At 42.4% G+C, this 17,965-nt stretch carries 23 protein-coding genes and 2 tRNA genes; 20 read left to right on the top strand and 5 right to left on the bottom strand.

Annotated elements, in window-relative coordinates:
• The first annotated feature begins 3 nt into the window (after nt 1–3).
• The 4 genes from V6E90_RS19695 (at nt 4) to V6E90_RS19680 (ending at nt 3,877) form a co-directional block, all read left to right on the top strand.
• Entirely contained in the window at nt 4–777 is a 774-nt protein-coding gene (locus V6E90_RS19695) for an enoyl-CoA hydratase (protein ID WP_332606251.1), read from the top strand.
• Nucleotides 778–789: 12 nt separating this feature from the next.
• Entirely contained in the window at nt 790–1,815 is a 1,026-nt protein-coding gene (locus V6E90_RS19690) for an enoyl-CoA hydratase/isomerase family protein (protein WP_332606250.1), read from the top strand.
• A gap of 117 nt (nt 1,816–1,932) precedes the next feature.
• Nucleotides 1,933–3,291 carry an MFS transporter gene (locus V6E90_RS19685; RefSeq protein WP_332606249.1) on the top strand — a complete coding sequence of 453 codons (1,359 nt, stop codon included), beginning with the start codon at nt 1,933–1,935 and terminating at the stop codon, nt 3,289–3,291.
• A gap of 214 nt (nt 3,292–3,505) precedes the next feature.
• Entirely contained in the window at nt 3,506–3,877 is a 372-nt protein-coding gene (locus V6E90_RS19680; protein WP_332606248.1) for a rhodanese-like domain-containing protein, read from the top strand.
• 65 nt (nt 3,878–3,942) lie between these two features.
• Here V6E90_RS19680 and V6E90_RS19675 read toward each other — a convergent pair.
• Together V6E90_RS19675 and V6E90_RS19670 are read right to left on the bottom strand one after the other, a co-directional pair.
• Nucleotides 3,943–4,018: transfer RNA gene (locus tag V6E90_RS19675), tRNA-Gly, on the bottom strand.
• 41 nt (nt 4,019–4,059) lie between these two features.
• Nucleotides 4,060–4,132, bottom strand: a tRNA-Gly gene (locus tag V6E90_RS19670).
• Nucleotides 4,133–4,322: 190 nt separating this feature from the next.
• On the opposite strand from V6E90_RS19670, the gene V6E90_RS19665 reads away from it, so the two are divergent.
• The 5 genes from V6E90_RS19665 to V6E90_RS19645 all read left to right on the top strand — a co-directional run bounded on the left by V6E90_RS19665 (nt 4,323) and on the right by V6E90_RS19645 (nt 7,156).
• Nucleotides 4,323–4,631, top strand: coding sequence for a BolA family protein (locus tag V6E90_RS19665; RefSeq protein ID WP_016542554.1), 309 nt, complete (start codon nt 4,323–4,325; stop codon nt 4,629–4,631).
• A 9-nt stretch (nt 4,632–4,640) separates the two neighbouring features.
• Nucleotides 4,641–5,030 carry a SirB2 family protein gene (locus tag V6E90_RS19660; RefSeq protein WP_332606247.1) on the top strand — a complete coding sequence of 130 codons (390 nt, stop codon included), beginning with the start codon at nt 4,641–4,643 and terminating at the stop codon, nt 5,028–5,030.
• 84 nt (nt 5,031–5,114) lie between these two features.
• Complete coding sequence (locus V6E90_RS19655; RefSeq protein WP_016542556.1) at nt 5,115–5,957, top strand: ParA family protein; 843 nt, start codon at nt 5,115–5,117, stop codon at nt 5,955–5,957.
• Nucleotides 5,958–5,966: 9 nt separating this feature from the next.
• Complete coding sequence (locus tag V6E90_RS19650) at nt 5,967–6,356, top strand: hypothetical protein (protein ID WP_016542557.1); 390 nt, start codon at nt 5,967–5,969, stop codon at nt 6,354–6,356.
• A 209-nt stretch (nt 6,357–6,565) separates the two neighbouring features.
• Complete coding sequence (locus V6E90_RS19645; protein ID WP_016542558.1) at nt 6,566–7,156, top strand: LysE family translocator; 591 nt, start codon at nt 6,566–6,568, stop codon at nt 7,154–7,156.
• A gap of 13 nt (nt 7,157–7,169) precedes the next feature.
• Here the strand turns inward: V6E90_RS19645 and V6E90_RS19640 are convergent, their stop codons facing one another.
• Nucleotides 7,170–7,808: a DedA family protein gene (locus tag V6E90_RS19640; protein ID WP_016542559.1), complete on the bottom strand. Its 639-nt coding sequence runs from the start codon at nt 7,806–7,808 to the stop codon at nt 7,170–7,172.
• A 237-nt stretch (nt 7,809–8,045) separates the two neighbouring features.
• On the opposite strand from V6E90_RS19640, the gene V6E90_RS19635 reads away from it, so the two are divergent.
• Together V6E90_RS19635 and V6E90_RS19630 are read left to right on the top strand one after the other, a co-directional pair.
• The gene (locus V6E90_RS19635; RefSeq protein ID WP_016542560.1) at nt 8,046–8,462 is read left to right on the top strand and encodes a DoxX family protein; all 417 of its coding nucleotides are present in this window, start codon (nt 8,046–8,048) and stop codon (nt 8,460–8,462) included.
• A 133-nt stretch (nt 8,463–8,595) separates the two neighbouring features.
• Nucleotides 8,596–8,967 (top strand): NirD/YgiW/YdeI family stress tolerance protein, encoded by a 372-nt coding sequence (locus V6E90_RS19630; protein ID WP_065344143.1) that lies wholly within the window; start codon nt 8,596–8,598, stop codon nt 8,965–8,967.
• A 48-nt stretch (nt 8,968–9,015) separates the two neighbouring features.
• Here V6E90_RS19630 and V6E90_RS19625 read toward each other — a convergent pair whose 3' ends face one another.
• The gene (locus V6E90_RS19625; RefSeq protein ID WP_171061146.1) at nt 9,016–10,242 is read right to left on the bottom strand and encodes a DUF445 family protein; all 1,227 of its coding nucleotides are present in this window, start codon (nt 10,240–10,242) and stop codon (nt 9,016–9,018) included.
• A 444-nt stretch (nt 10,243–10,686) separates the two neighbouring features.
• Between V6E90_RS19625 and guaA the strand changes: the two genes are divergently transcribed.
• From guaA to V6E90_RS19580, 9 genes are all read left to right on the top strand, one after another.
• Entirely contained in the window at nt 10,687–12,255 is a 1,569-nt protein-coding gene (gene guaA / locus V6E90_RS19620) for a glutamine-hydrolyzing GMP synthase (protein WP_016542562.1), read from the top strand.
• Nucleotides 12,256–12,314: 59 nt separating this feature from the next.
• Complete coding sequence (locus tag V6E90_RS19615; RefSeq protein ID WP_332606246.1) at nt 12,315–13,103, top strand: ANT(3'')-II family aminoglycoside nucleotidyltransferase; 789 nt, start codon at nt 12,315–12,317, stop codon at nt 13,101–13,103.
• 177 nt (nt 13,104–13,280) lie between these two features.
• Nucleotides 13,281–13,808 (top strand): PadR family transcriptional regulator, encoded by a 528-nt coding sequence (locus V6E90_RS19610; protein ID WP_332606245.1) that lies wholly within the window; start codon nt 13,281–13,283, stop codon nt 13,806–13,808.
• Nucleotides 13,809–13,822: 14 nt separating this feature from the next.
• On the top strand, nt 13,823–14,212 hold the full coding sequence (locus V6E90_RS19605) for a transcriptional repressor (protein ID WP_023271010.1): 390 nt from the start codon (nt 13,823–13,825) through the stop codon (nt 14,210–14,212).
• A 20-nt stretch (nt 14,213–14,232) separates the two neighbouring features.
• Nucleotides 14,233–14,529, top strand: a complete 297-nt coding sequence (locus V6E90_RS19600; RefSeq protein WP_023271009.1) for a DUF3861 domain-containing protein — start codon at nt 14,233–14,235, stop codon at nt 14,527–14,529.
• Between the two features lie 44 nt (nt 14,530–14,573).
• Nucleotides 14,574–14,813 (top strand): DUF2798 domain-containing protein, encoded by a 240-nt coding sequence (locus tag V6E90_RS19595; protein WP_332606289.1) that lies wholly within the window; start codon nt 14,574–14,576, stop codon nt 14,811–14,813.
• Nucleotides 14,814–14,978: 165 nt separating this feature from the next.
• The gene (locus V6E90_RS19590; protein WP_332606244.1) at nt 14,979–15,926 is read left to right on the top strand and encodes a pirin family protein; all 948 of its coding nucleotides are present in this window, start codon (nt 14,979–14,981) and stop codon (nt 15,924–15,926) included.
• On the top strand, nt 15,923–16,321 hold the full coding sequence (locus tag V6E90_RS19585) for an OsmC family protein (protein ID WP_332606243.1): 399 nt from the start codon (nt 15,923–15,925) through the stop codon (nt 16,319–16,321). The genes V6E90_RS19590 and V6E90_RS19585 overlap by 4 nt, the downstream gene beginning before the upstream one ends.
• 97 nt (nt 16,322–16,418) lie before the next feature.
• A complete protein-coding gene (locus V6E90_RS19580) occupies nt 16,419–17,072 on the top strand; it encodes a glutathione S-transferase family protein (RefSeq protein WP_065344148.1) in 654 nt (217 codons plus the stop codon).
• A gap of 55 nt (nt 17,073–17,127) precedes the next feature.
• Here V6E90_RS19580 and V6E90_RS19575 read toward each other — a convergent pair whose 3' ends face one another.
• The gene (locus V6E90_RS19575; RefSeq protein WP_016542578.1) at nt 17,128–17,739 is read right to left on the bottom strand and encodes an SPOR domain-containing protein; all 612 of its coding nucleotides are present in this window, start codon (nt 17,737–17,739) and stop codon (nt 17,128–17,130) included.
• Between the last annotated feature and the right edge of the window lie 226 nt (nt 17,740–17,965).

Below are 17,965 nucleotides of genomic sequence, written 5' to 3'. Positions count from 1 at the left end.
ATGATGCAGTGGCAAACCATTTTATTAAAAAAACACAATGGCGTAGGACTGATTACCCTGAATCGTCCACAAGCCCTCAATGCCTTAAATACTGAGTTGATTAGTGAAATCAATCAGGCGCTAGATGAGTTAGAGAAAGATCGCGAGATTGGCTGTATGGTGTTGGCAGGCTCAGAAAAGGCCTTTGCCGCAGGTGCTGATATTAAGGAAATGGCGGATCTGAACTTTCCTGACATTTATTTTGATGACTTTTTCCATCTGGCCGATCGTATTGCGCAACGCCGTAAACCGTTGATTGCTGCGGTCAGTGGTTATGCGCTTGGCGGTGGTTGTGAGTTGGCACTGATGTGCGACTTTATCTATTGTGCGGACAATGCCAAGTTCGGTTTGCCCGAAATTACTTTGGGTGTGATTCCTGGGATTGGCGGCACACAACGTTTAACCCATGCAATTGGCAAAGCCAAAGCCATGGAAATGTGTTTTACCGCACGGCAAATGGGTGCAGTTGAAGCTGAACAAAGTGGGTTGGTGGCACGGGTATTTAGTAAAGAACAATTACTTGAACAAACTCTGCAAGCCGCAGAAAGCATTGCTGCACACTCTTTAACGGCCAATATGATGCTGAAAGAAAGCATTAATCGTGCTTTTGAAGTCAATCTGACCGAAGGCTTACGTTTTGAAAGACGGATGTTCCATTCGATTTTTGCCACATCGGATCAGAAAGAAGGCATGCAGGCCTTTGTGGAAAAACGACAAGCCAAATTTAATCATCGATAAGAGACCAATAAAATGAATATCGAAAATCAGTTAATGATTGAGCAGAAAGGTGTATTGGGTCTGATCAGCTTGGATCGAGTGAAGCATTTAAATGCTTTGTCACTGGAGATGATTGAGGGCATCTGTAGCCAACTGGAACTATGGCGTTATGATGCAGCGATTCAAGCGGTTTTGATTAAATCGAATAGCCCGAAAGCCTTCTGTGCAGGTGGTGATATTCGCTATCTGTATGACAGTTATAAGAATGATACAGCGGATTATAAGGGCTATTTTAGCGCCGAATATAAAATGCTGAACCTGCTGCGTGAATATGAAAAACCTATCGTTGTGGTGCTGGATGGTTATGTGCTCGGTGGCGGTTTTGGTTTGGCGCAAGCCTGTCATATTGTGGTGAGCAGTGAAAAATCTCGATTTGCCATGCCTGAAACGGCGATTGGCTTTTTTCCTGATGTCGGTGCGACTCATTTCCTGTCGCGACTGGATGATGTTGGGGTTTATCTGGCCCTTACGGGTGAGCAGATCAGCAGTAGTGATGCGCTTTATTTAGATTTAATCGATTATCACGTACCGAGTGACAAATTAGATGCTTTGCAAGAGGCATTGATCAATGAACCGAATTTAAGCAAACAGAATATTGAGCATATTGTCGCTTGTTTTATTACCCGACCTGCTGAAAGTGAACTGAAACAATTGGCAGATGGTATTCGCAAACATTTTGGATTTAAGCATTTGGACGAAATTGAGCACAGCCTTGCGAATGAGCAGGATGAGCAATTGCAGCCTTGGGCAGAAAAAATGCTCAGCATCTTGCAGCAACGCTCATTTATTGCCAAACAAACCAGTTTGAAGCTGCAACATTTAGGACGTGGCTTGTCTTTAGCGCAATGTATGCAACTGGAACGGGATCTACAAGATATTTGGTTTGAACATGGTGATTTTATTGAAGGCGTGCGTGCACTGATTGTGGACAAAGATAAACAGCCGCAATGGCAACAACGTAATTCAGAGCTGGAACAGATTCTGGAAAAACTCAGCTAAATCCAATCATGCATATTGACTCATCTAAGGAGAATTAAGCAGTCTGACATGCTGGTGGTCAGGATTGACGATCAGCAAAAAACCTAAAACAAGAAGATCCAAGAAAGGAACATGATGATGCAAACAATACATGGAAACGGTTCATCTGCAAAAAAGTCCTCTCATCGCTTGGCGGGTATCTCAAGTATGGTAGGCACCACCATTGAGTGGTATGACTTTTTTATCTACGGTGCTGCAGCAGCTTTAATCTTTAATAAATTGTTTTTCCCCAACCTTGATCCGCTAACAGGTGTGCTTGCTGCGTTCGCTACTTATGCGGTGGGTTTCATTGGGCGACCCTTGGGTGGCTTGGTGTTTGGGCATTTTGGTGACAAGATCGGGCGTAAATCGATGTTACTGTTGACCTTGATGTTGATGGGGATTCCAACCGTCCTGATTGGTCTGCTACCGACCTATGAATCAATTGGCTATTGGGCCGCCATCTGCTTGGTGATCTTGCGCTTTGTGCAAGGTATGGCGATGGGGGGCGAGTGGGGCGGTGCCGTGCTGATGGCGGTGGAACATGCGCCAGATGGCAAAAAAGGTTTTTGGGGCAGTCTTCCTCAAGCCAGTACTGGCGGTGGCTTAATGCTGGCCTCGATTGCATTGGGATTAGTCTCTTTATTGCCAGAACAGGCTCTGTTTAGTTGGGGCTGGCGGATTCCGTTTCTTGCCAGCATCGTGTTACTGGCAGTCGGTTGGTACATTCGCGTGAAAGTGCCCGAGTCTCCAGACTTTGAAAAAGTGAAGCAGCAAGCGGAAGGAGTCAAAGTCCCTGCTTTGCAAGTCTTTAAAAAACATCCGAAGCAACTGATCACCATTATTGTGGCACGTGCGGCGGAGAATGCATGGTTTTATATTGCCTCGACCTTTACTTTGGCCTACACCACCACACAACTCGGAATTGCCAGACAAGAGATTTTATTTGCAACCATTTGTGGCGCAGCCGTGATTTTAGTGATGACGCCATTATGTGGACATCTGTCTGATAAAGTGGGTCAGCGCAATATGTTTATGTTCGGTTTGTGTGTACTGGCATTATATAGCTATCCATTCTTTAGCATGCTCAATACCAAAGACCCTGTGTTGGTTTGGACCGCAATTGTGTTGGCGATTGGCGTGGTTTTCCCGATTATGTATGCGCCACAGGCTCAATTGTTTGCTCGCCAGTTTCCCGCAGAAATTCGCTATAGCGGGATTTCGATTTCGGTACAGTTGGCTGGGGTATTGGGGGGTGGTATCGCGCCGTTGATCGCGACAAAATTACTCAGTGTTGGTGGAGGCAATCCGTATTTGATCATGCTGTACATTGGTTCAATGGCTATAGTTGCAATTATTGCAACCACATTTATGCCACGGGATGGACTGCTGGCTGGGATGCAAACTGAGCGCAAAAAAGCAGTCAATGTACAAGCCAAAGTCACAGAACCGTCTTAAGGATAAGAAATGAATCTGAAAAGGTGATTCCAAGTAATTGGAAGCACCTTTTTCTTTGAGGAATTTAAAAGGTTCCACGTGGAGCATCAAATATTTAGATATGAGGGGCTGGTTGATTCTTAAGCTTTGTTGCAAAGTGTATTTATTTAGGCTTATTTAAATTGAAATGCGCTAGTATTCTGAGTGAGTCCATAATCAAGGAAGGATGATTAGAATGAATACCGTTGCTGAATGGGTTAAACAGGCAAAAGCCGAGATTGAAAATTTGACCCCAGATCAAGTTGAACAAGAATTAGCTTCAGGACAGGCCATACTGATTGATGTGCGAGATGCAGAAGAGCGGGTTGCTGGAACAATTGCAGGCGCATTGCATATCTCCCGCGGCACTTTAGAGTTTGCTGCTGATCCGAGTAGTCCGATGTATAAGTCTGAATTGCAACCGAATAGCAGAACCATTCTACATTGTGCAGGTGGTGGGCGTTCGGCACTGGCAGTAAAGACCTTGCAGGCATTGGGCTATCGTAATGTGGCACACCTTGATGGCGGCTTTAAAGTGTGGGTAGAGGCAAATAAACCCGTGCTTTAAAATTACATATGAAACTAAAATACAAGAAAAAAGCCCTAATCTTTCGACTAGGGCTTTTTTGAATCTGGAGCGGGAAAGGAGACTCGAACTCCCGACCCCAACCTTGGCAAGGTTATGCTCTACCAACTGAGCTATTCCCGCTAATTGAGCAGTTTTTACGAAAACTTACACTAAAAAATTTGAGCGGGAAAGGAGACTCGAACTCCCGACCCCAACCTTGGCAAGGTTATGCTCTACCAACTGAGCTATTCCCGCATGCCGTGTATAATACATTATGCAAAAATAGGGTCAATAATTTTATGCAAAGAAATTGATTATTTGCATAAAATTAAAGCACTTTCATGCAAAAAAGGTAGGGTAAAGCAAATTTTTGTACAAAAGTTTCCCTCAGATTGCGCTCATGTATACTAATACGCTATCTCAATCTGACCTTACAGAGTGACTGATGAACTTAGAACAACAGTTGATTGAACGTTTAAACACGCTCGCACCGATCCATCTTGACGTTATTAATGAGTCGGCTGGACATGGCGGTTATTTTCCAGGCAAAGAATCGCATTTTAAAGTGATTGTGGTGAGTGATGAATTCCAAGGTCTGCGTCTGGTACAACGTCATCAAAAAATTTATGCGGTGGCTGCCGAGTTAATGAGCCCAGGCCGCATCCACGCGTTAGCGATTCATGCCTATGTGCCGAGTGAGTGGCAAGGTGAGGCGCCTGCAAGTCCTGAATGTGCACATGCACCAAAAAGCTAAGGATTAATCATGGAGCTCTTCCTCACTAAAATTATGCACATGTCTGCAGTGAGCCTATTGATCATTGTGTTTGTATTACGTGGTTCAACACTCTTTGTTGGTGTCCAAGATCAGCAACCCAATCCCAAAGCCCGTAAAAGCTTGGTGGGTTTGCAACATCTGTCTTTAAGCTTGATTATCGTGACAGGTGTAGTTTTACTGTTCATGAATAACTTTGAGGTACAGCCTTGGTTCTATGCCAAAGTGATTTTATTTTTTGTGTTGTGGTCGTCTTTGATCAAAACCTATAAAAAGGATCGTGATATTTTGCTGCAACAACGTCGTGCAGGGTTATTGATCGGAACGGTTGCAATGGTGGGAATTTTAGGTCTCGTTATGATTAAGCCAGTTTTTGCCTGATTGTTCGACACATTGTTTGAGTAATTGTTTTTGCACTAGGTTAAACTGCGTGCAGTTTACAAAAAATATGCTAGAGGGAAATCAATGTTAACGCGTGTTGTGTTTAACCAGAAAGGTGGCGTGGGGAAATCAAGTATTACGGTGAATTTAGCAGCGATTAGCGCTAAACAAGGTCTCAGAACCTTGGTGATTGACCTTGATCCACAAGCAAACTCAAGCCAATACCTGTTGGGTGAAGATGCAACCTATTCTGCGGATAAAGCCGCATTAGAGCCAAACATTGAAAATTTCTTCGACGATATTTTAGGTAGTACGCAGCAAAAGGGCTTAATTGGTAATGCCATTGGCTCAATCCTAAAAGCACCGCGTGGCAAAGGACTGGACAGTTATGTACATCGGACTACTTTTGAAAATTTAGATGTGATTCCTGCTAGCCCAAGTTTGGGTGCCTTAGAGCATGCACTGGAAAGTAAACATAAAATCTATAAGTTACGCGATTCGATTCAATCCCTCAGTGCACGTTATGACCGGATTTTTATTGATACCCCGCCTGCATTTAACTTCTTTACGTTATCGGCGTTAATTTCTGCAGATCGTGTGTTGATTCCATTCGATTGCGATGTGTTTTCGAAACGTGCGTTACAAACTTTGATTGAAAATGTGCTCGAAACCCAAGATGATCATAATGATCGCTTGGAGATTGAGGGAATTGTGGTCAATCAGTTCCAATCTCAGGCAAAATTACCCCGAGAAGTGGTTCAACAACTCAAAGATGAAGGTTTGCCTGTGCTAGAGAGCATGTTGCCGCCGTCGATCTTGATGAAAGAATCACATCAAAAGAATTTACCCTTGATTCATTTGGCATCTGACCATAAATTGACCGTCGCCTATGTGACCCTGTTCAATGAGATTGAATCAAAGAAATAAGAGAATCTTATGAAACGCTTATATTGGATGCCTGTTTTGGCAGCGAGTCTGTTATTGGGTGCATGTGCATCAACGGTTAAGCCCGCTTATGTGTCACCGACACAATATCAAGCATTGAATTGTCAACAGTTACAAGCAGAATACAACCGTATTCAGCTCTATATCGAAAATGGCGTACAAACACCAAAACGTACAGGTGTAGGCGTTGGTGTTGGACTTGGTGGTGGCTGGGGACGAGGTGGTTGGGGCTTTGGCCCATCGATCTCGCTCAATATGGGTCAGTCAATGAATACCAAAAATACTGAACTTGCCAATGTCATGGGGCAGCAAGACGCAATCGTACAGGCAGCAAAATTTAAAGGCTGCCCAATCATTGTCAAACAACGTCCGAAATCATAAATTTGAGAACTGATCGTCATCGCTTAAGATGGCGGTCAGTAACTAAATTATAGCAAAATGTTTCAAGATATAATGATAAAAAACAAATAATTAAAATTTATAACTCAGCTAATTCATTGATTTTTTTTATTCGAGGATGCCCTGAAAATTTGTATTTTTGCCCTAAATTCGTTTAAGGTGGCGCCCATGTCTAGCCGTTCGGTATGTGTATGATTGAGAGTTGGTTTTTTGTTTTGGCGATGTTGGCGGTATTACTGATACCAGGTCCGACCAATGCTTTGCTTGCCAGTGCAACACACCAACACGGTGTTCCTAAAACCATCACGTTTATTCCAATTGAGTGGTTGGGCTATCTCTATGGGATTAGTTTATGGGCGCTCTTCATTCATTTATTTGATCCGATTTGGCCTGCAATTGGTGCGATTCTACATACGCTCAGTTTGCTCTATGTTCTTTGGATGGCATTCCATTTGTGGAAAGGCTCACATCTACAAAAACTAGATCAACATCACCAACATATTCGTAAAAGACAGCTGTTTTTCTCAACGCTTAAAAATCCGAAAACGGTGTTATTGGCTTCTGGGATTTTTCCAGCTGAAACATGGAATTCGATTGAACAAGCCGCGCTGGTATTTGCAATTTTTAGTCTTATTCTGATTCCCGTTAGTATTTTCTGGATGCTGTTTGGACGGGCATTGTTGGCAGGAAGCCTGATTGGAATTAAAGCCGACCATTTATACAAAGGGTCGGCCATGCTATTGCTTATTTGTATGTTACCGATGCTATTACGTTTCTTTTAACAGCACCTTCGGTTTACTGGGCTTTAGCAGCTTTCATTTTCTGACGAATAAAGCCAATGATGCCCGGTAACACACTGATAATAATGATACCGAAAATAAGATGGGTAAAATTATCTTTCACGATTGGCATATTACCGAATAAGTATCCAAGCGTAATGAACGATGCGATCCAGCAAAATGCACCCACAACATTATAGGTCAAGAAATACTTATAGTTCATACTGCCAGCACCCGCCACAAAAGGAGCGAAGGTCCGCGCAAAAGGTACAAAGCGGGCAAAAATAATGGTTTTACCGCCGTGACGTTGAAAGAACGCTTGGGTTTTAAGCAAATGTTGTTTATTGATGAAGCGTGAATTGGTTTCAAATACGCGTGGACCCACGTAACGGCCAATATGATAGTTCAAAGTATCACCGAGTACGGCTGCGATAAACAATAAAACACCGAGTACCCATGGATCCATTGCACCTGTAGATGCAGCTAAAGCACCTGCGGCAAATAATAAGCTGTCACCAGGTAAAAATGGCATCACCACTAAACCAGTTTCAACAAAAATAATCAGGAATAAAATGGCATAAATCCACACGCCATAATTGGTAATAAATTCTAAAAGATGTTCGTCAACGTGCAGAATAAAATCAATGAGTTCCATGGAGGGGTTAACACTATGAATGTGGACTAAATCCTAGCAGTGCCTCTGTAGAATGTCAGTATAAAAAGCAAATTAATTGGTAACTTTTTAGAACAGATTAAGCGGGTCTTAAAGCGAGAAAAGGTATTTTATTGTTGCAAATAAGGAACGATATGTTAACTAAATTGGTGTTTATTGCAAAATCAAAGCTACATAAACTGCTAGCATGTTAAAAAACAAACAGTGTGGAAATTGATTATGTTTAATCCGAATGTTGTTGTAAAAAATATCGTAACACAGTCTGGCGTGGCCAATGTTGTCACTTTGATTGCGCGTTTGTTATTGGCTTATATTTTTCTTGTTGCAGGTTGGGGCAAGATCGTAGGTTATGCGGGTACAGCGGGTTATATGGAATCGATGGGGGTTCCGGGTGCCTTATTACCTTTGGTGATCTTGGTTGAGTTTGGTGGTGGCTTGGCTCTACTATTTGGTTTCCAAACACGTTTTGCATCTTTGGGTTTAGGTCTTTTTAGTATTATTACAGCCTTTATCTTCCATGCTGGTGCAGAAGATGCGATTAATTTTATGAAGAACTTCGCGATGGCGGGTGGTTTCTTTATGTTGATGCTCTATGGCGCAGGTCGTATTAGCCTTGACCATTTAATTGAAAAATAATAGCTCGGGATCAATCCCCGTTGTTCACAACGGGGTTAAATTTTGCCTAAAGCATCTTGCTTACAAACGAAAGCCGACATTGCGGCTTATTTCTGTTTAGATCATAAATGGTTAAAACAAATAGGACATGACAATGAAAAAAATGCTTTTGGGTTGCGGGATTGTAGTTTTCACTAGTTTATCGACACTGACATGGGCAGGTAAAGATGATCATGTATTACTACAGGAAGCGGCAAAGAATGTAGTGTCAGTGAGTCAAGTCGCGAAATTGGCCGATGAAACGGGTATTACCCTGACTGGCCAAATTAGCAAGCACCTGCAAAGTGATCATTATGAGTTTAAAGATTCGAGCGGCAGCATCGGCGTCGAAATTGATGATGATCTTTGGCGTCAAGCAGGGTTGAAAGTCGGTGATCATGTTCGTTTAGTCGGTGAGGTGGATACCCATCGCTATAAGCCAACTGATATTGAAGTCATTAAAATTGAAAAATATGCGCATCGATAAAGACATAAAAAAAGGAAGCTCAGGCTTCCTTTTTTTATGTCTGATGTTTTAGAGCATGAAATGGATTTGCATTTCCCCGACGAGGAAACCTAGTACCGCACCGACAATGATCAATGACCATTCATCTTCTTTAAATGCAGGACGTAGCATGCCCTCAAACTCTTCTGGACTCAGTTTCTGCATACGTTCAACCAAGGTATTACGCACATTCATGGCATCTTCAGCATAGGATTCGACATAACGCATGGTGTCTGGCAGTTGCTTGAGAATACGTTCTGCCACTTCGGCTTTCAGATTTTGGTATTTTTCACCGCCAATTGCATAGACCACCAATGGACGCACAATACCAGCCTGCAAATCAATTTCTTGTTTGACTTGGCGGCTGACCAACTCAATCACTTTGTCTGAATGCGTGCCTGAGAACAACTCTTCCATCATGTTGCGTGAGGTGAGTAATTGTTTGGAAATCAATGCGGCATAGTCGGCAGCCACTTCATTTTGACGTTTAATAAACAGACCTTGCCAAGTATAGCCCATGATCTTTTTTGGGTATAACGGACGGAACATCATTTGCAAGGCCATCCAGTCGCTAAAGAAGCCGACAAAGCCACCAAACATCGGCAGCATCCATGGATATTTACCTTGAGTCACGATCCAGCACAGCATTTGTACCACACCAATTGCAAAACCAAACACGAAACCGACATTACTAAAGAATTTGAATTCCTGTTTGCCCACTTTCTTAAAGATTTCATTGAGCAAACGTTTGTCTTTGAGCAGGTTATTGACCACCATATGTTTGATATCGAAGTACTTGGCAACATCTTTCTGCACTTCACTCATAATATGTTCAACAATTTCTGGCGCTTTGGCTTGGACACGCTTAATCAGTTTTTGTCGTGCAAACTCAGGCATGCCTTCCCATAGGCCAGGTTGGTATTGTTGTGCCACTTCTCGGGTAATGTCCTCAGCTGCTGCCATCAATGGTTTTTCAATTTCTTGGGCAATACGTTTGGGGTCGAGTCGGGCAAAAATTTCTTCGGGTTTAATCAGCTTGGAGGTCATTAACTCCACTGCTGTGGTGGCCATCTTCTCTGCTTTACGGGGAACAATCCCTTGCCATCCGAGTGGAAGCCCAAATAATCGCAATCCTTTAAATTCAAGTGGTGAAAACATCATTTGAATGGCAATGACCTTGGTCACATAGCCAATAAAGCCACTGATAAAGGGGATTGAAATATATAACCAGAAATTCTGTTGAAAATCCGCAATCATTTCTTGAAACATTATTTTATTGGTCCTTCAAGTCCTAATTGTTGCTCGTGGTCGGGCAAGCGCTAGATGATAGTGAAATATTTTCGGCCATTGATGAAACATCAGGACCCTTAATTTTTTGAGTTACCCTTTTATTTTTCCTTTGAATCAGGACATCACAATCGTATAAAAAGGCAACGATGCTGTCGATTGAATACCTTTCCATGGTAATGCATATCTTGACTCGTCATCTTAGCACCAATTTTTGCTTTGTGTTGAGCAGAATGGGCAAGAATTGTTGATTTAATACTCCTTATTTTGTGCTTTGCTGTGAAATTTTAGTTTAAATATCAGTGTCGATTGCTCAATCCAATGAAAAAATAAGATAGATGATGAATTGCGATGCGCCAAAGCGTGAAAAATGTTAGAATATGGCGCTTAATTCATTTGCCTTTAAGATGAACCATGACGACCAATACTCAAATTACTGAAGATCGTATCCTTATTTTGGATTTCGGCTCTCAATATAGCCAGCTCATTGCACGTCGTGTACGTGAAGCGGGTGTCTATTCTGAAATGTATGCATTCGATATGTCTGAAGCAGACATTCGTGCGTTTAATCCGAAGGGGATTATTTTATCAGGTGGCCCTGAAAGCGTACATGAAGAAGGAAGCCCACGCGCACCACAAGTTGTATTTGAATTAGGCGTACCAGTGTTGGGTATCTGTTATGGTTTGCAAACCATGTCTGAACAACTTGGCGGTAAAGTAGAGCCAGGTACAGTACATGAGTTTGGTTATGCAGAAGTAGATATTCTAGTACGTGATCAATTGATTGGTAACTTGCAAGATCGTGAAAACCAACTTCATGTTTGGATGAGCCATGGCGATAAAGTCAGTGCCATTCCAGAAGGCTTCCAAGTGACTGCGAGTACACCAAGCTGCCCGTTCGCTGCGGTGAGTGATGAAGCACGTCGTTTCTATGGTGTTCAGTTCCATCCAGAAGTGACTCACACTGCAAAAGGTGCTGAATTACTGTCTAACTTCGTACATCAGATTTGTGGTTGTCGTGGTCTGTGGACGCCTGAACACATTATCGATTTACGTGTAGAACAGTTACGCGCACAAATTGGTGATGAAAAAGTTCTGTTAGGTTTGTCTGGTGGTGTGGACTCATCTGTGGTTGCTGCGTTATTGCACAAAGCCATTGGCGACCAGTTAACTTGCGTATTTGTAGACAATGGTTTACTTCGTTTAAACGAAGGTGATCAAGTGATGCAAATGTTTGCAGAAAACATGGGCATTCGCGTCATCCGTGCCGATGCTGAACAGCGTTTCTTGTCTGCTTTGGCAGGTGAAGTTGATCCTGAGAAAAAACGTAAAATCATTGGTCGTGAATTTATTGAAGTATTTGCAGAAGAAGCACGTAAACTTGATGGCGTGAAATTCTTGGCACAAGGGACGATTTATCCAGACGTAATCGAATCTGCTGCAAGCAAACAAGGTAAAGCACACGTAATTAAATCACACCACAACGTGGGTGGTTTACCTGATGACCTAGAATTTGAATTGGTTGAACCATTACGTGACTTGTTCAAAGATGAAGTACGTAAATTAGGTACAACCATTGGTTTACCGCATAGCATGATTTACCGTCATCCGTTCCCAGGTCCAGGTTTGGGCGTGCGTATTTTGGGTGAAGTGAAGAAAGAATATGCTGATATTCTTCGTCTTGCTGACGACATCTTTATGCAAGAACTGCGTGACAGTGGTTGGTACGACAAAACTGCACAAGCATTTGCTGTATTCCAACCTGTAAAATCAGTGGGTGTTGTTGGTGATGGTCGCCGTTATGCATGGGTGATTGCACTTCGTGCGGTAGAAACGGTTGACTTTATGACAGCACGCTTTGCACATCTTCCATATGAATTGGTTGATAAAATCTCAACTCGTATCATGAATGAGATTAAAGATGTTTCACGCGTCGTCTACGACGTGTCATCTAAGCCACCAGCAACGATTGAGTGGGAATAAGATGAAGGGCAGGATGAAAATCCTGCCTTTTTTTATGCGATTGAAAAAAGAGGTCAAGCATGTCCGAAACCTTGCAACTCGAACAGTTAACAGGATCTTTACAGCAGCTTTTGGGTGAATCCCTCTTTGCCATTTATCTGTATGGTTCAGCTGTTGATGGCGGGCTAGGTCCAGAAAGTGATCTGGATGTTTTGGTTGTGGTGAGTCAAGCACTGACACTCCAGCAACGACAGCAACTGGCAGAAACCTTATTAAAAATTTCGTATCCAATTGGGGCTGCACAGCGTGCACTTGAAGTCACCATCGTACTTAAAGCGCAAATTCTTTCAGGCAGTTATCCACTCAGCTACGAACTACAATTTGGAGAATGGTTACGGGAGGAGTTAAACCAAGGTGCTTTGCTCCGCACACATACAGACCCTGATCTGAGTATTTTGCTGAAGAAAGCACAAGTGCATCATCGTAGTTTGTTGGGGCCAAGTTTGACACAGTGGTCAACGGCAATTCCTGAACAGCACCTCTGGCAGGCAATGGCAGACACCTATCCCTCGATTGTGGCGCATTGGGATGAGGATGCCGATGAGCGTAATCAGATTTTGGCCTTATGCCGTATTTATTTTAGTTTGGTGACGAATGAGATTGTACCTAAAGATCAGGCTGCGCAATGGGTGATAGCTCAGTTACCGTCGCAGCATCAACCCATTTTGCAGCGCATGATCCAAGAATATAAAGGTGAGATAGGCAAGCAAAGCTGGCAACAACAGCATCAGGCTTTAGGACCTGTTGTTGACTTCCTGAGTTCAAAAATTGATGAACAATTTAAGAAGAAGAGTAGCCTGATCAAATAATAATATTTTAAAAAGGTGGCTTTTTTATTACTTAACTTTTTCTAAAAATCGATCTGTAAAATAAATAACTCATTCAATATCAAAAAATTAAAATTTAAAGATATATCTTAACTTGCCATAAGACTATTTAAGATATATCTTAACATGCATAAATTGAGCAACATGAGAAAAATAAAGATGAAACACGCATCAGATCATCACGAAAACGAGCGTGATATCGAGCATCGAGAGCATCACCGTTCAGGGCGTCGTGGGCGCTTATTTGAATCAGGTCGCATGAAACTGTTGGTGCTGCATTTGATTCAACAAAGCCCCAAACATGGCTATGAAATTATTAAAGAAATTAGTGATCTGGTCGGAGATGGCTATACCCCAAGTGCAGGAACGATTTATCCAACGTTAACCGCATTGGAAGAAATGAATTTGATTCGCGTGCTGGATGCCGAACGTAAGCAATATCAGATTACCGACTATGGCGATAGCTATTTAAAAGAGCAGCAAGACATGTTGGCCGCTTTATTGCAAAAGCTGCGACTAAGACGTGAAATTCACAATAATGATCAGTTGATTGATATCCATCGCGCGATGGAAAACTTAAAAACGGCATTGCGTTTAAAACTGAACATCACAGATTTGCAGCAAGAACAGATCCATCAAATTGCGGAAAAAATTGATCAGGCTGCCATCGCCATTGGACGCTTATAAGTTGGGAGCGAAACATGTTAGAGCTACAACAGAAAATCAAGCAGGCGGGTCTAAGGGTGACACATCCTCGGATGTCGGTGCTGTCTGTCTTGGCACAACAATCAGAAGAACTCACAGTGAAACAGATCTATCAACAGCTGAATCAACAGAAACAGCAGTTGAGTTTGGCTACGGTGTATCGGGTGGTCAGTGATCTGGTGCAGGCAGGCTTGATTGCCAGTTATCAGTTTCATCGGGCAGAGACCAAGTTTAATTTGCCTTCAATTCCTAACAGTCAAATGCTGCATATCCGTTGCGCCGATTTAACCACGGCCAAACAGACCGCATTTTTACAGTCTTTGGCTGCGGTATTTCATCAATTTCAAGTCGACCTGATGCAGGTTGAAATTAAAGAGAGTGCTTAAAAGCCTCTTGGAGCAGAAGTATGAAACAACATCAATATCATGTCACAGTACAGCATTTAAAAGATGCGAAAGGGCAGGTTTCAACCTATACCGAGCGTTTGGAGTTTTATACGGGCAATCATGATGATATTTTCGAGATTGTCGAACGGTTGAAAAAGGCTGATTTTTTTGATGATCAAACCACAAAATCCTTTGCAGTGGGTTTAAAGCTGTTTAGTGAAGTGATGTTGGAAAATAAAGATCATCCTTTATTTGAGGCATTTCTTCCGCAATTTGGTCAATTCATGAAAAACTTAAAGCAACAGGTAAAGAAATAGTGAAAAATTTCAATAATATCGAATTGGTTGCTAAAAAGTGGTCGATGAAAAAACTACCAGCAAAATATGCAGCGTGGATATTGCCTTTAATTTTATCATTTTTTATGAGTGGAACTTTGTCATTGGCCAATATGTGGATGAGTATTGGCTTCATTCCAGAGTTTTTAAGTAAATGGTCAGCAACATGGATGTTTTCTTGGCTGATTGCTTATCCATTGGTCTTGGTTTTATTGCCTGTGGTACGGCGTTTAACAGGCTTGATCGTCGAGATGCAAACCCATTAATGCAATTCGAGCATTTTCTATTTCGGGGTATCAAAAAAAGGGGGTAGAGATTGTCCCATGAATAACACTCTGTGTATTACTAAAAGACTATATTGCTGAGTGATTGTATTGTTAAGATCAAGCTATCAACTCATTGCATTAGCATAGGTAAAAGAGAGTAATATCATGAGCAATAATAACGACTACGATATTTCTGATTCAAAAGACTGCGAAACATATATTAATCAATTTATTCAAGAATTTACCATTCGTTCTGCCGAAATTGGTAAGGGAACCGTGATTAAACGTGCTCTGCCGAGTCGACAAAAACGCTTGGTCGGGGCATGGTGTTTTCTAGATCATGCTGGGCCAGTGAGTTTTCCAGCGGGCGATGGTTTAGATGTGGGGCCGCATCCGCATATTGGTTTGCAGACGTTTACATGGATGATTGAAGGCACCATGATGCATACCGATAGTCTAGGTTCAAAACAATTAATCCGTCCGAAGCAGGTCAATTTGATGACGGCAGGTCGTGGGATTTCACACACGGAAGTTGCACCAGATACTGAAACTAAAATGCACGCTGCCCAGCTCTGGATTGCCCTACCAGATGACAAACTGAATATAGAGCCTAAGTTTGAGCACTATCCAGAATTGCCTGTGGTGACGAAAGATCAGGTTGAGTTTACCGTACTGGTCGGTGACTTTCTCGATACAACCTCTCCTGTGCAAGTGCATACGCCTTTGGTTGGCGTCGATCTCACTGCACAAGCTGATACCAAGACCCGTATTCCACTCAATCCAAAGTTTGAGTATGCCTTTATGGCACTTGAAGGCACAGCCCGCGTTAATGGGCATGAACTGACTGCCGATAATATGGTGGTTTTAGAAACGGGTTTAACGGAAATTGAAGTGGAACTCACCCAAGGTCATCGTTTACTGCTAATAGGCGGTGAACCGTTTGAATCACCGATTTTACTGTGGTGGAATTTCGTGGGACGGACGATGGATGGTTTAAAGCAAGCCCGTGAGGATTGGATTAATCATGATGCTCGTTTTGGAGAAATTCCTGATTACCAAGGTAAGCGTCTAGAAGCACCTGTATTACCTGATCAAATGAGGGCATCAAAATGAGTATTATTGCCAGTGCAACCGTCCAGACTTTGCCAGAACCTTGGAAGGGGGAGGTGAAGAGTGGCACACATCAATTTCTTACCGATAAGCCAGAACAGTTCGGTGGACATGATACAGGGCCAGCACCTTATGATTTCCTGACTACAAGCTTGGCCTCCTGCACCATGATTACCTTGCGGATGTACGCGCAACATAAGGAAATGGATTTGGGTGCGTTTTCAGTTGAAGTGGACTTCCATACCAATCGCGAACAACAGGAACGAATCGAACGCCGTGTAATATTTGAACAACCTCTTTCACAAGATTTAAAAGAAAAGCTTCTCAATGTCTGTAGCAAAACCCCTGTTACTAAAACTTTGTTACGTAGTTTAGACATTCAGACCACGATTCTTTAAGACTAAAGTGCTATTGTGCTTGGGCAAAACATAATTCTAAGCGTAACTATGCGAGGGACTGAAACCATAGTTACGCAGCTAAAAAGCAGGCACAAAAATGATTACCTTACATTACCTACAATGCTCGCGTTCGTTCCGTATCTTGTGGGCATTAGAAGAACTTGGTGTGGATTGCCAAGTTGAGTATTATCAAAGGTTAGCCAATTTCTCAGCACCAGACAGCCTCAAACAGATCCACCCACTCGGTAAAGCACCGATTTTAGTTGATGGTGAAGATGTGATTGTTGAATCTGCTGTGATTCTTGATTACTTGCAACAACAGTATGATCTTCAACATCAATTTAAACCGCAACAACCGGCTGAGCAGCGTCAATATTCATATTGGATGCACTATGCAGAAGGCTCATTGATGCCTTTATTGGTCATGACCTTGGTGATGAACAATGTCAGCAAACATGTTCCATGGGTCATTCGCCCGATTGCTGAAAAAATTAGTGATGGCGTCAAAGCTGGCTTCGTACGTCCACGAGTGAAAGAACATATTTTGTATCTTGAAGATTATCTGGCAAAACATGATTATTTTGCAGGTGATTTTTCTTTTGCCGATATTCAAATGGCCTTTCCACTGATTGCCATCCAAAACCGTTTACACGGTAAATATCCAAACATTCAAGCCTTTGTGCAACGGGTCCAACAACGCCCAGCCTTTCAACGTGCTGAGCAAAGAAGCTTGCATTCGCAATGCGCATAAATTTTTTGAGTATAAAAAAGGGAACAGATTGTTCCCTTTTTTATGCTGAATTGGTTTAGCGTTTAATCACAATCGAATCAATACCACTATGTTGCAGGGTTTGTTGCGCTGCCAATGCTGAATCTTGACTGTCATAAGGGCCAGAGAACACACGGTACCATGTCTGACCATTTTCAACACTTTTCACCACATCTGCAGATAAACCATTCAGGATGATTTCTGCACGACGTGCGTCGGCACTGTCTGGGTCAGGGTAGCTACGTACTTGTAAAATATAAGTCGCATGTGCAGGTGCAGCAGCTTGTTCACTTGGTGTGATGCCGCTTGGATCTTCTGTTGTAGTGGTCTCAGGTTTTGGTGACTCAATAATCACAACATTGCCTTGAGGTTTGGCCTCAGGCACAGCTTGTTCGGGAATTGGAGTTACTTGTTGCTGAGGCAGTAAATCATAAAAACGGTAGTCTTTATTGGTATTTTCTTCTTGGTAATGTTCTGAGGTTACCTGATTTTTTGCAGGAACTGGCTGCCAAGGTTGCCAAAGCATTAACATTACCGCAGCACATAGGATCGCGAGAATTGCGACAAGCATTCCTAACCACTTTGGAATGAGTGGTTTTTTTGGCTTGTTTGGTCGTTCAGATACACCACGTTGCGTTTTTCCAAACACCGGAAAATTCCTCTTGATCCTATTAGGTTATTTGTAACTTGAATCTGCTTAAAAACAAAGCATTATGTTTAAAAATAATGCTTTGTTTACCATATTGTTTAACAATGATGGCTTAAGTTTACATGTGTTTAAGCTTTAATTTACTGGTTGCCGTTTTAGCTCAGGCATCGCCTTCGGTCTTGCGACGATGTGCAAAGCGTTGCTTTGCTGTTTTACAGCCCACCTC

Origin of the sequence: Acinetobacter sp. ESBL14, assembly GCF_036668815.1 — a bacterium.
Lineage (GTDB): Bacteria > Pseudomonadota > Gammaproteobacteria > Pseudomonadales > Moraxellaceae > Acinetobacter > Acinetobacter gyllenbergii.
The sequence above is the reverse complement of the archived record's forward strand: the minus strand, read 5'-3'. Positions and strand labels throughout refer to the sequence as shown.

Excerpts from the sequence above, each read along its gene's own strand:
- V6E90_RS19590 (WP_332606244.1), top strand. The coding sequence starts at position 14,979 with ATGAGCAATAATAACGACTACGATATTTCTGATTCAAAAGACTGCGAA.
- V6E90_RS19650 (WP_016542557.1), top strand. The coding sequence starts at position 5,967 with ATGAAACGCTTATATTGGATGCCTGTTTTGGCAGCGAGTCTGTTATTG.
- V6E90_RS19625 (WP_171061146.1), bottom strand. The coding sequence starts at position 10,242 with ATGATTGCGGATTTTCAACAGAATTTCTGGTTATATATTTCAATCCCC.
- guaA (WP_016542562.1), top strand. The coding sequence starts at position 10,687 with ATGACGACCAATACTCAAATTACTGAAGATCGTATCCTTATTTTGGAT.
- V6E90_RS19640 (WP_016542559.1), bottom strand. The coding sequence starts at position 7,808 with ATGGAACTCATTGATTTTATTCTGCACGTTGACGAACATCTTTTAGAA.
- V6E90_RS19660 (WP_332606247.1), top strand. The coding sequence starts at position 4,641 with ATGGAGCTCTTCCTCACTAAAATTATGCACATGTCTGCAGTGAGCCTA.
- V6E90_RS19630 (WP_065344143.1), top strand. The coding sequence starts at position 8,596 with ATGAAAAAAATGCTTTTGGGTTGCGGGATTGTAGTTTTCACTAGTTTA.
- V6E90_RS19690 (WP_332606250.1), top strand. The coding sequence starts at position 790 with ATGAATATCGAAAATCAGTTAATGATTGAGCAGAAAGGTGTATTGGGT.
- V6E90_RS19655 (WP_016542556.1), top strand. The coding sequence starts at position 5,115 with ATGTTAACGCGTGTTGTGTTTAACCAGAAAGGTGGCGTGGGGAAATCA.
- V6E90_RS19695 (WP_332606251.1), top strand. The coding sequence starts at position 4 with ATGCAGTGGCAAACCATTTTATTAAAAAAACACAATGGCGTAGGACTG.
- V6E90_RS19665 (WP_016542554.1), top strand. The coding sequence starts at position 4,323 with ATGAACTTAGAACAACAGTTGATTGAACGTTTAAACACGCTCGCACCG.
- V6E90_RS19635 (WP_016542560.1), top strand. The coding sequence starts at position 8,046 with ATGTTTAATCCGAATGTTGTTGTAAAAAATATCGTAACACAGTCTGGC.
- V6E90_RS19610 (WP_332606245.1), top strand. The coding sequence starts at position 13,281 with ATGAAACACGCATCAGATCATCACGAAAACGAGCGTGATATCGAGCAT.
- V6E90_RS19595 (WP_332606289.1), top strand. The coding sequence starts at position 14,574 with ATGAAAAAACTACCAGCAAAATATGCAGCGTGGATATTGCCTTTAATT.
- V6E90_RS19685 (WP_332606249.1), top strand. The coding sequence starts at position 1,933 with ATGCAAACAATACATGGAAACGGTTCATCTGCAAAAAAGTCCTCTCAT.
- V6E90_RS19600 (WP_023271009.1), top strand. The coding sequence starts at position 14,233 with ATGAAACAACATCAATATCATGTCACAGTACAGCATTTAAAAGATGCG.
- V6E90_RS19585 (WP_332606243.1), top strand. The coding sequence starts at position 15,923 with ATGAGTATTATTGCCAGTGCAACCGTCCAGACTTTGCCAGAACCTTGG.
- V6E90_RS19605 (WP_023271010.1), top strand. The coding sequence starts at position 13,823 with ATGTTAGAGCTACAACAGAAAATCAAGCAGGCGGGTCTAAGGGTGACA.
- V6E90_RS19580 (WP_065344148.1), top strand. The coding sequence starts at position 16,419 with ATGATTACCTTACATTACCTACAATGCTCGCGTTCGTTCCGTATCTTG.
- V6E90_RS19615 (WP_332606246.1), top strand. The coding sequence starts at position 12,315 with ATGTCCGAAACCTTGCAACTCGAACAGTTAACAGGATCTTTACAGCAG.
- V6E90_RS19680 (WP_332606248.1), top strand. The coding sequence starts at position 3,506 with ATGAATACCGTTGCTGAATGGGTTAAACAGGCAAAAGCCGAGATTGAA.
- V6E90_RS19645 (WP_016542558.1), top strand. The coding sequence starts at position 6,566 with ATGATTGAGAGTTGGTTTTTTGTTTTGGCGATGTTGGCGGTATTACTG.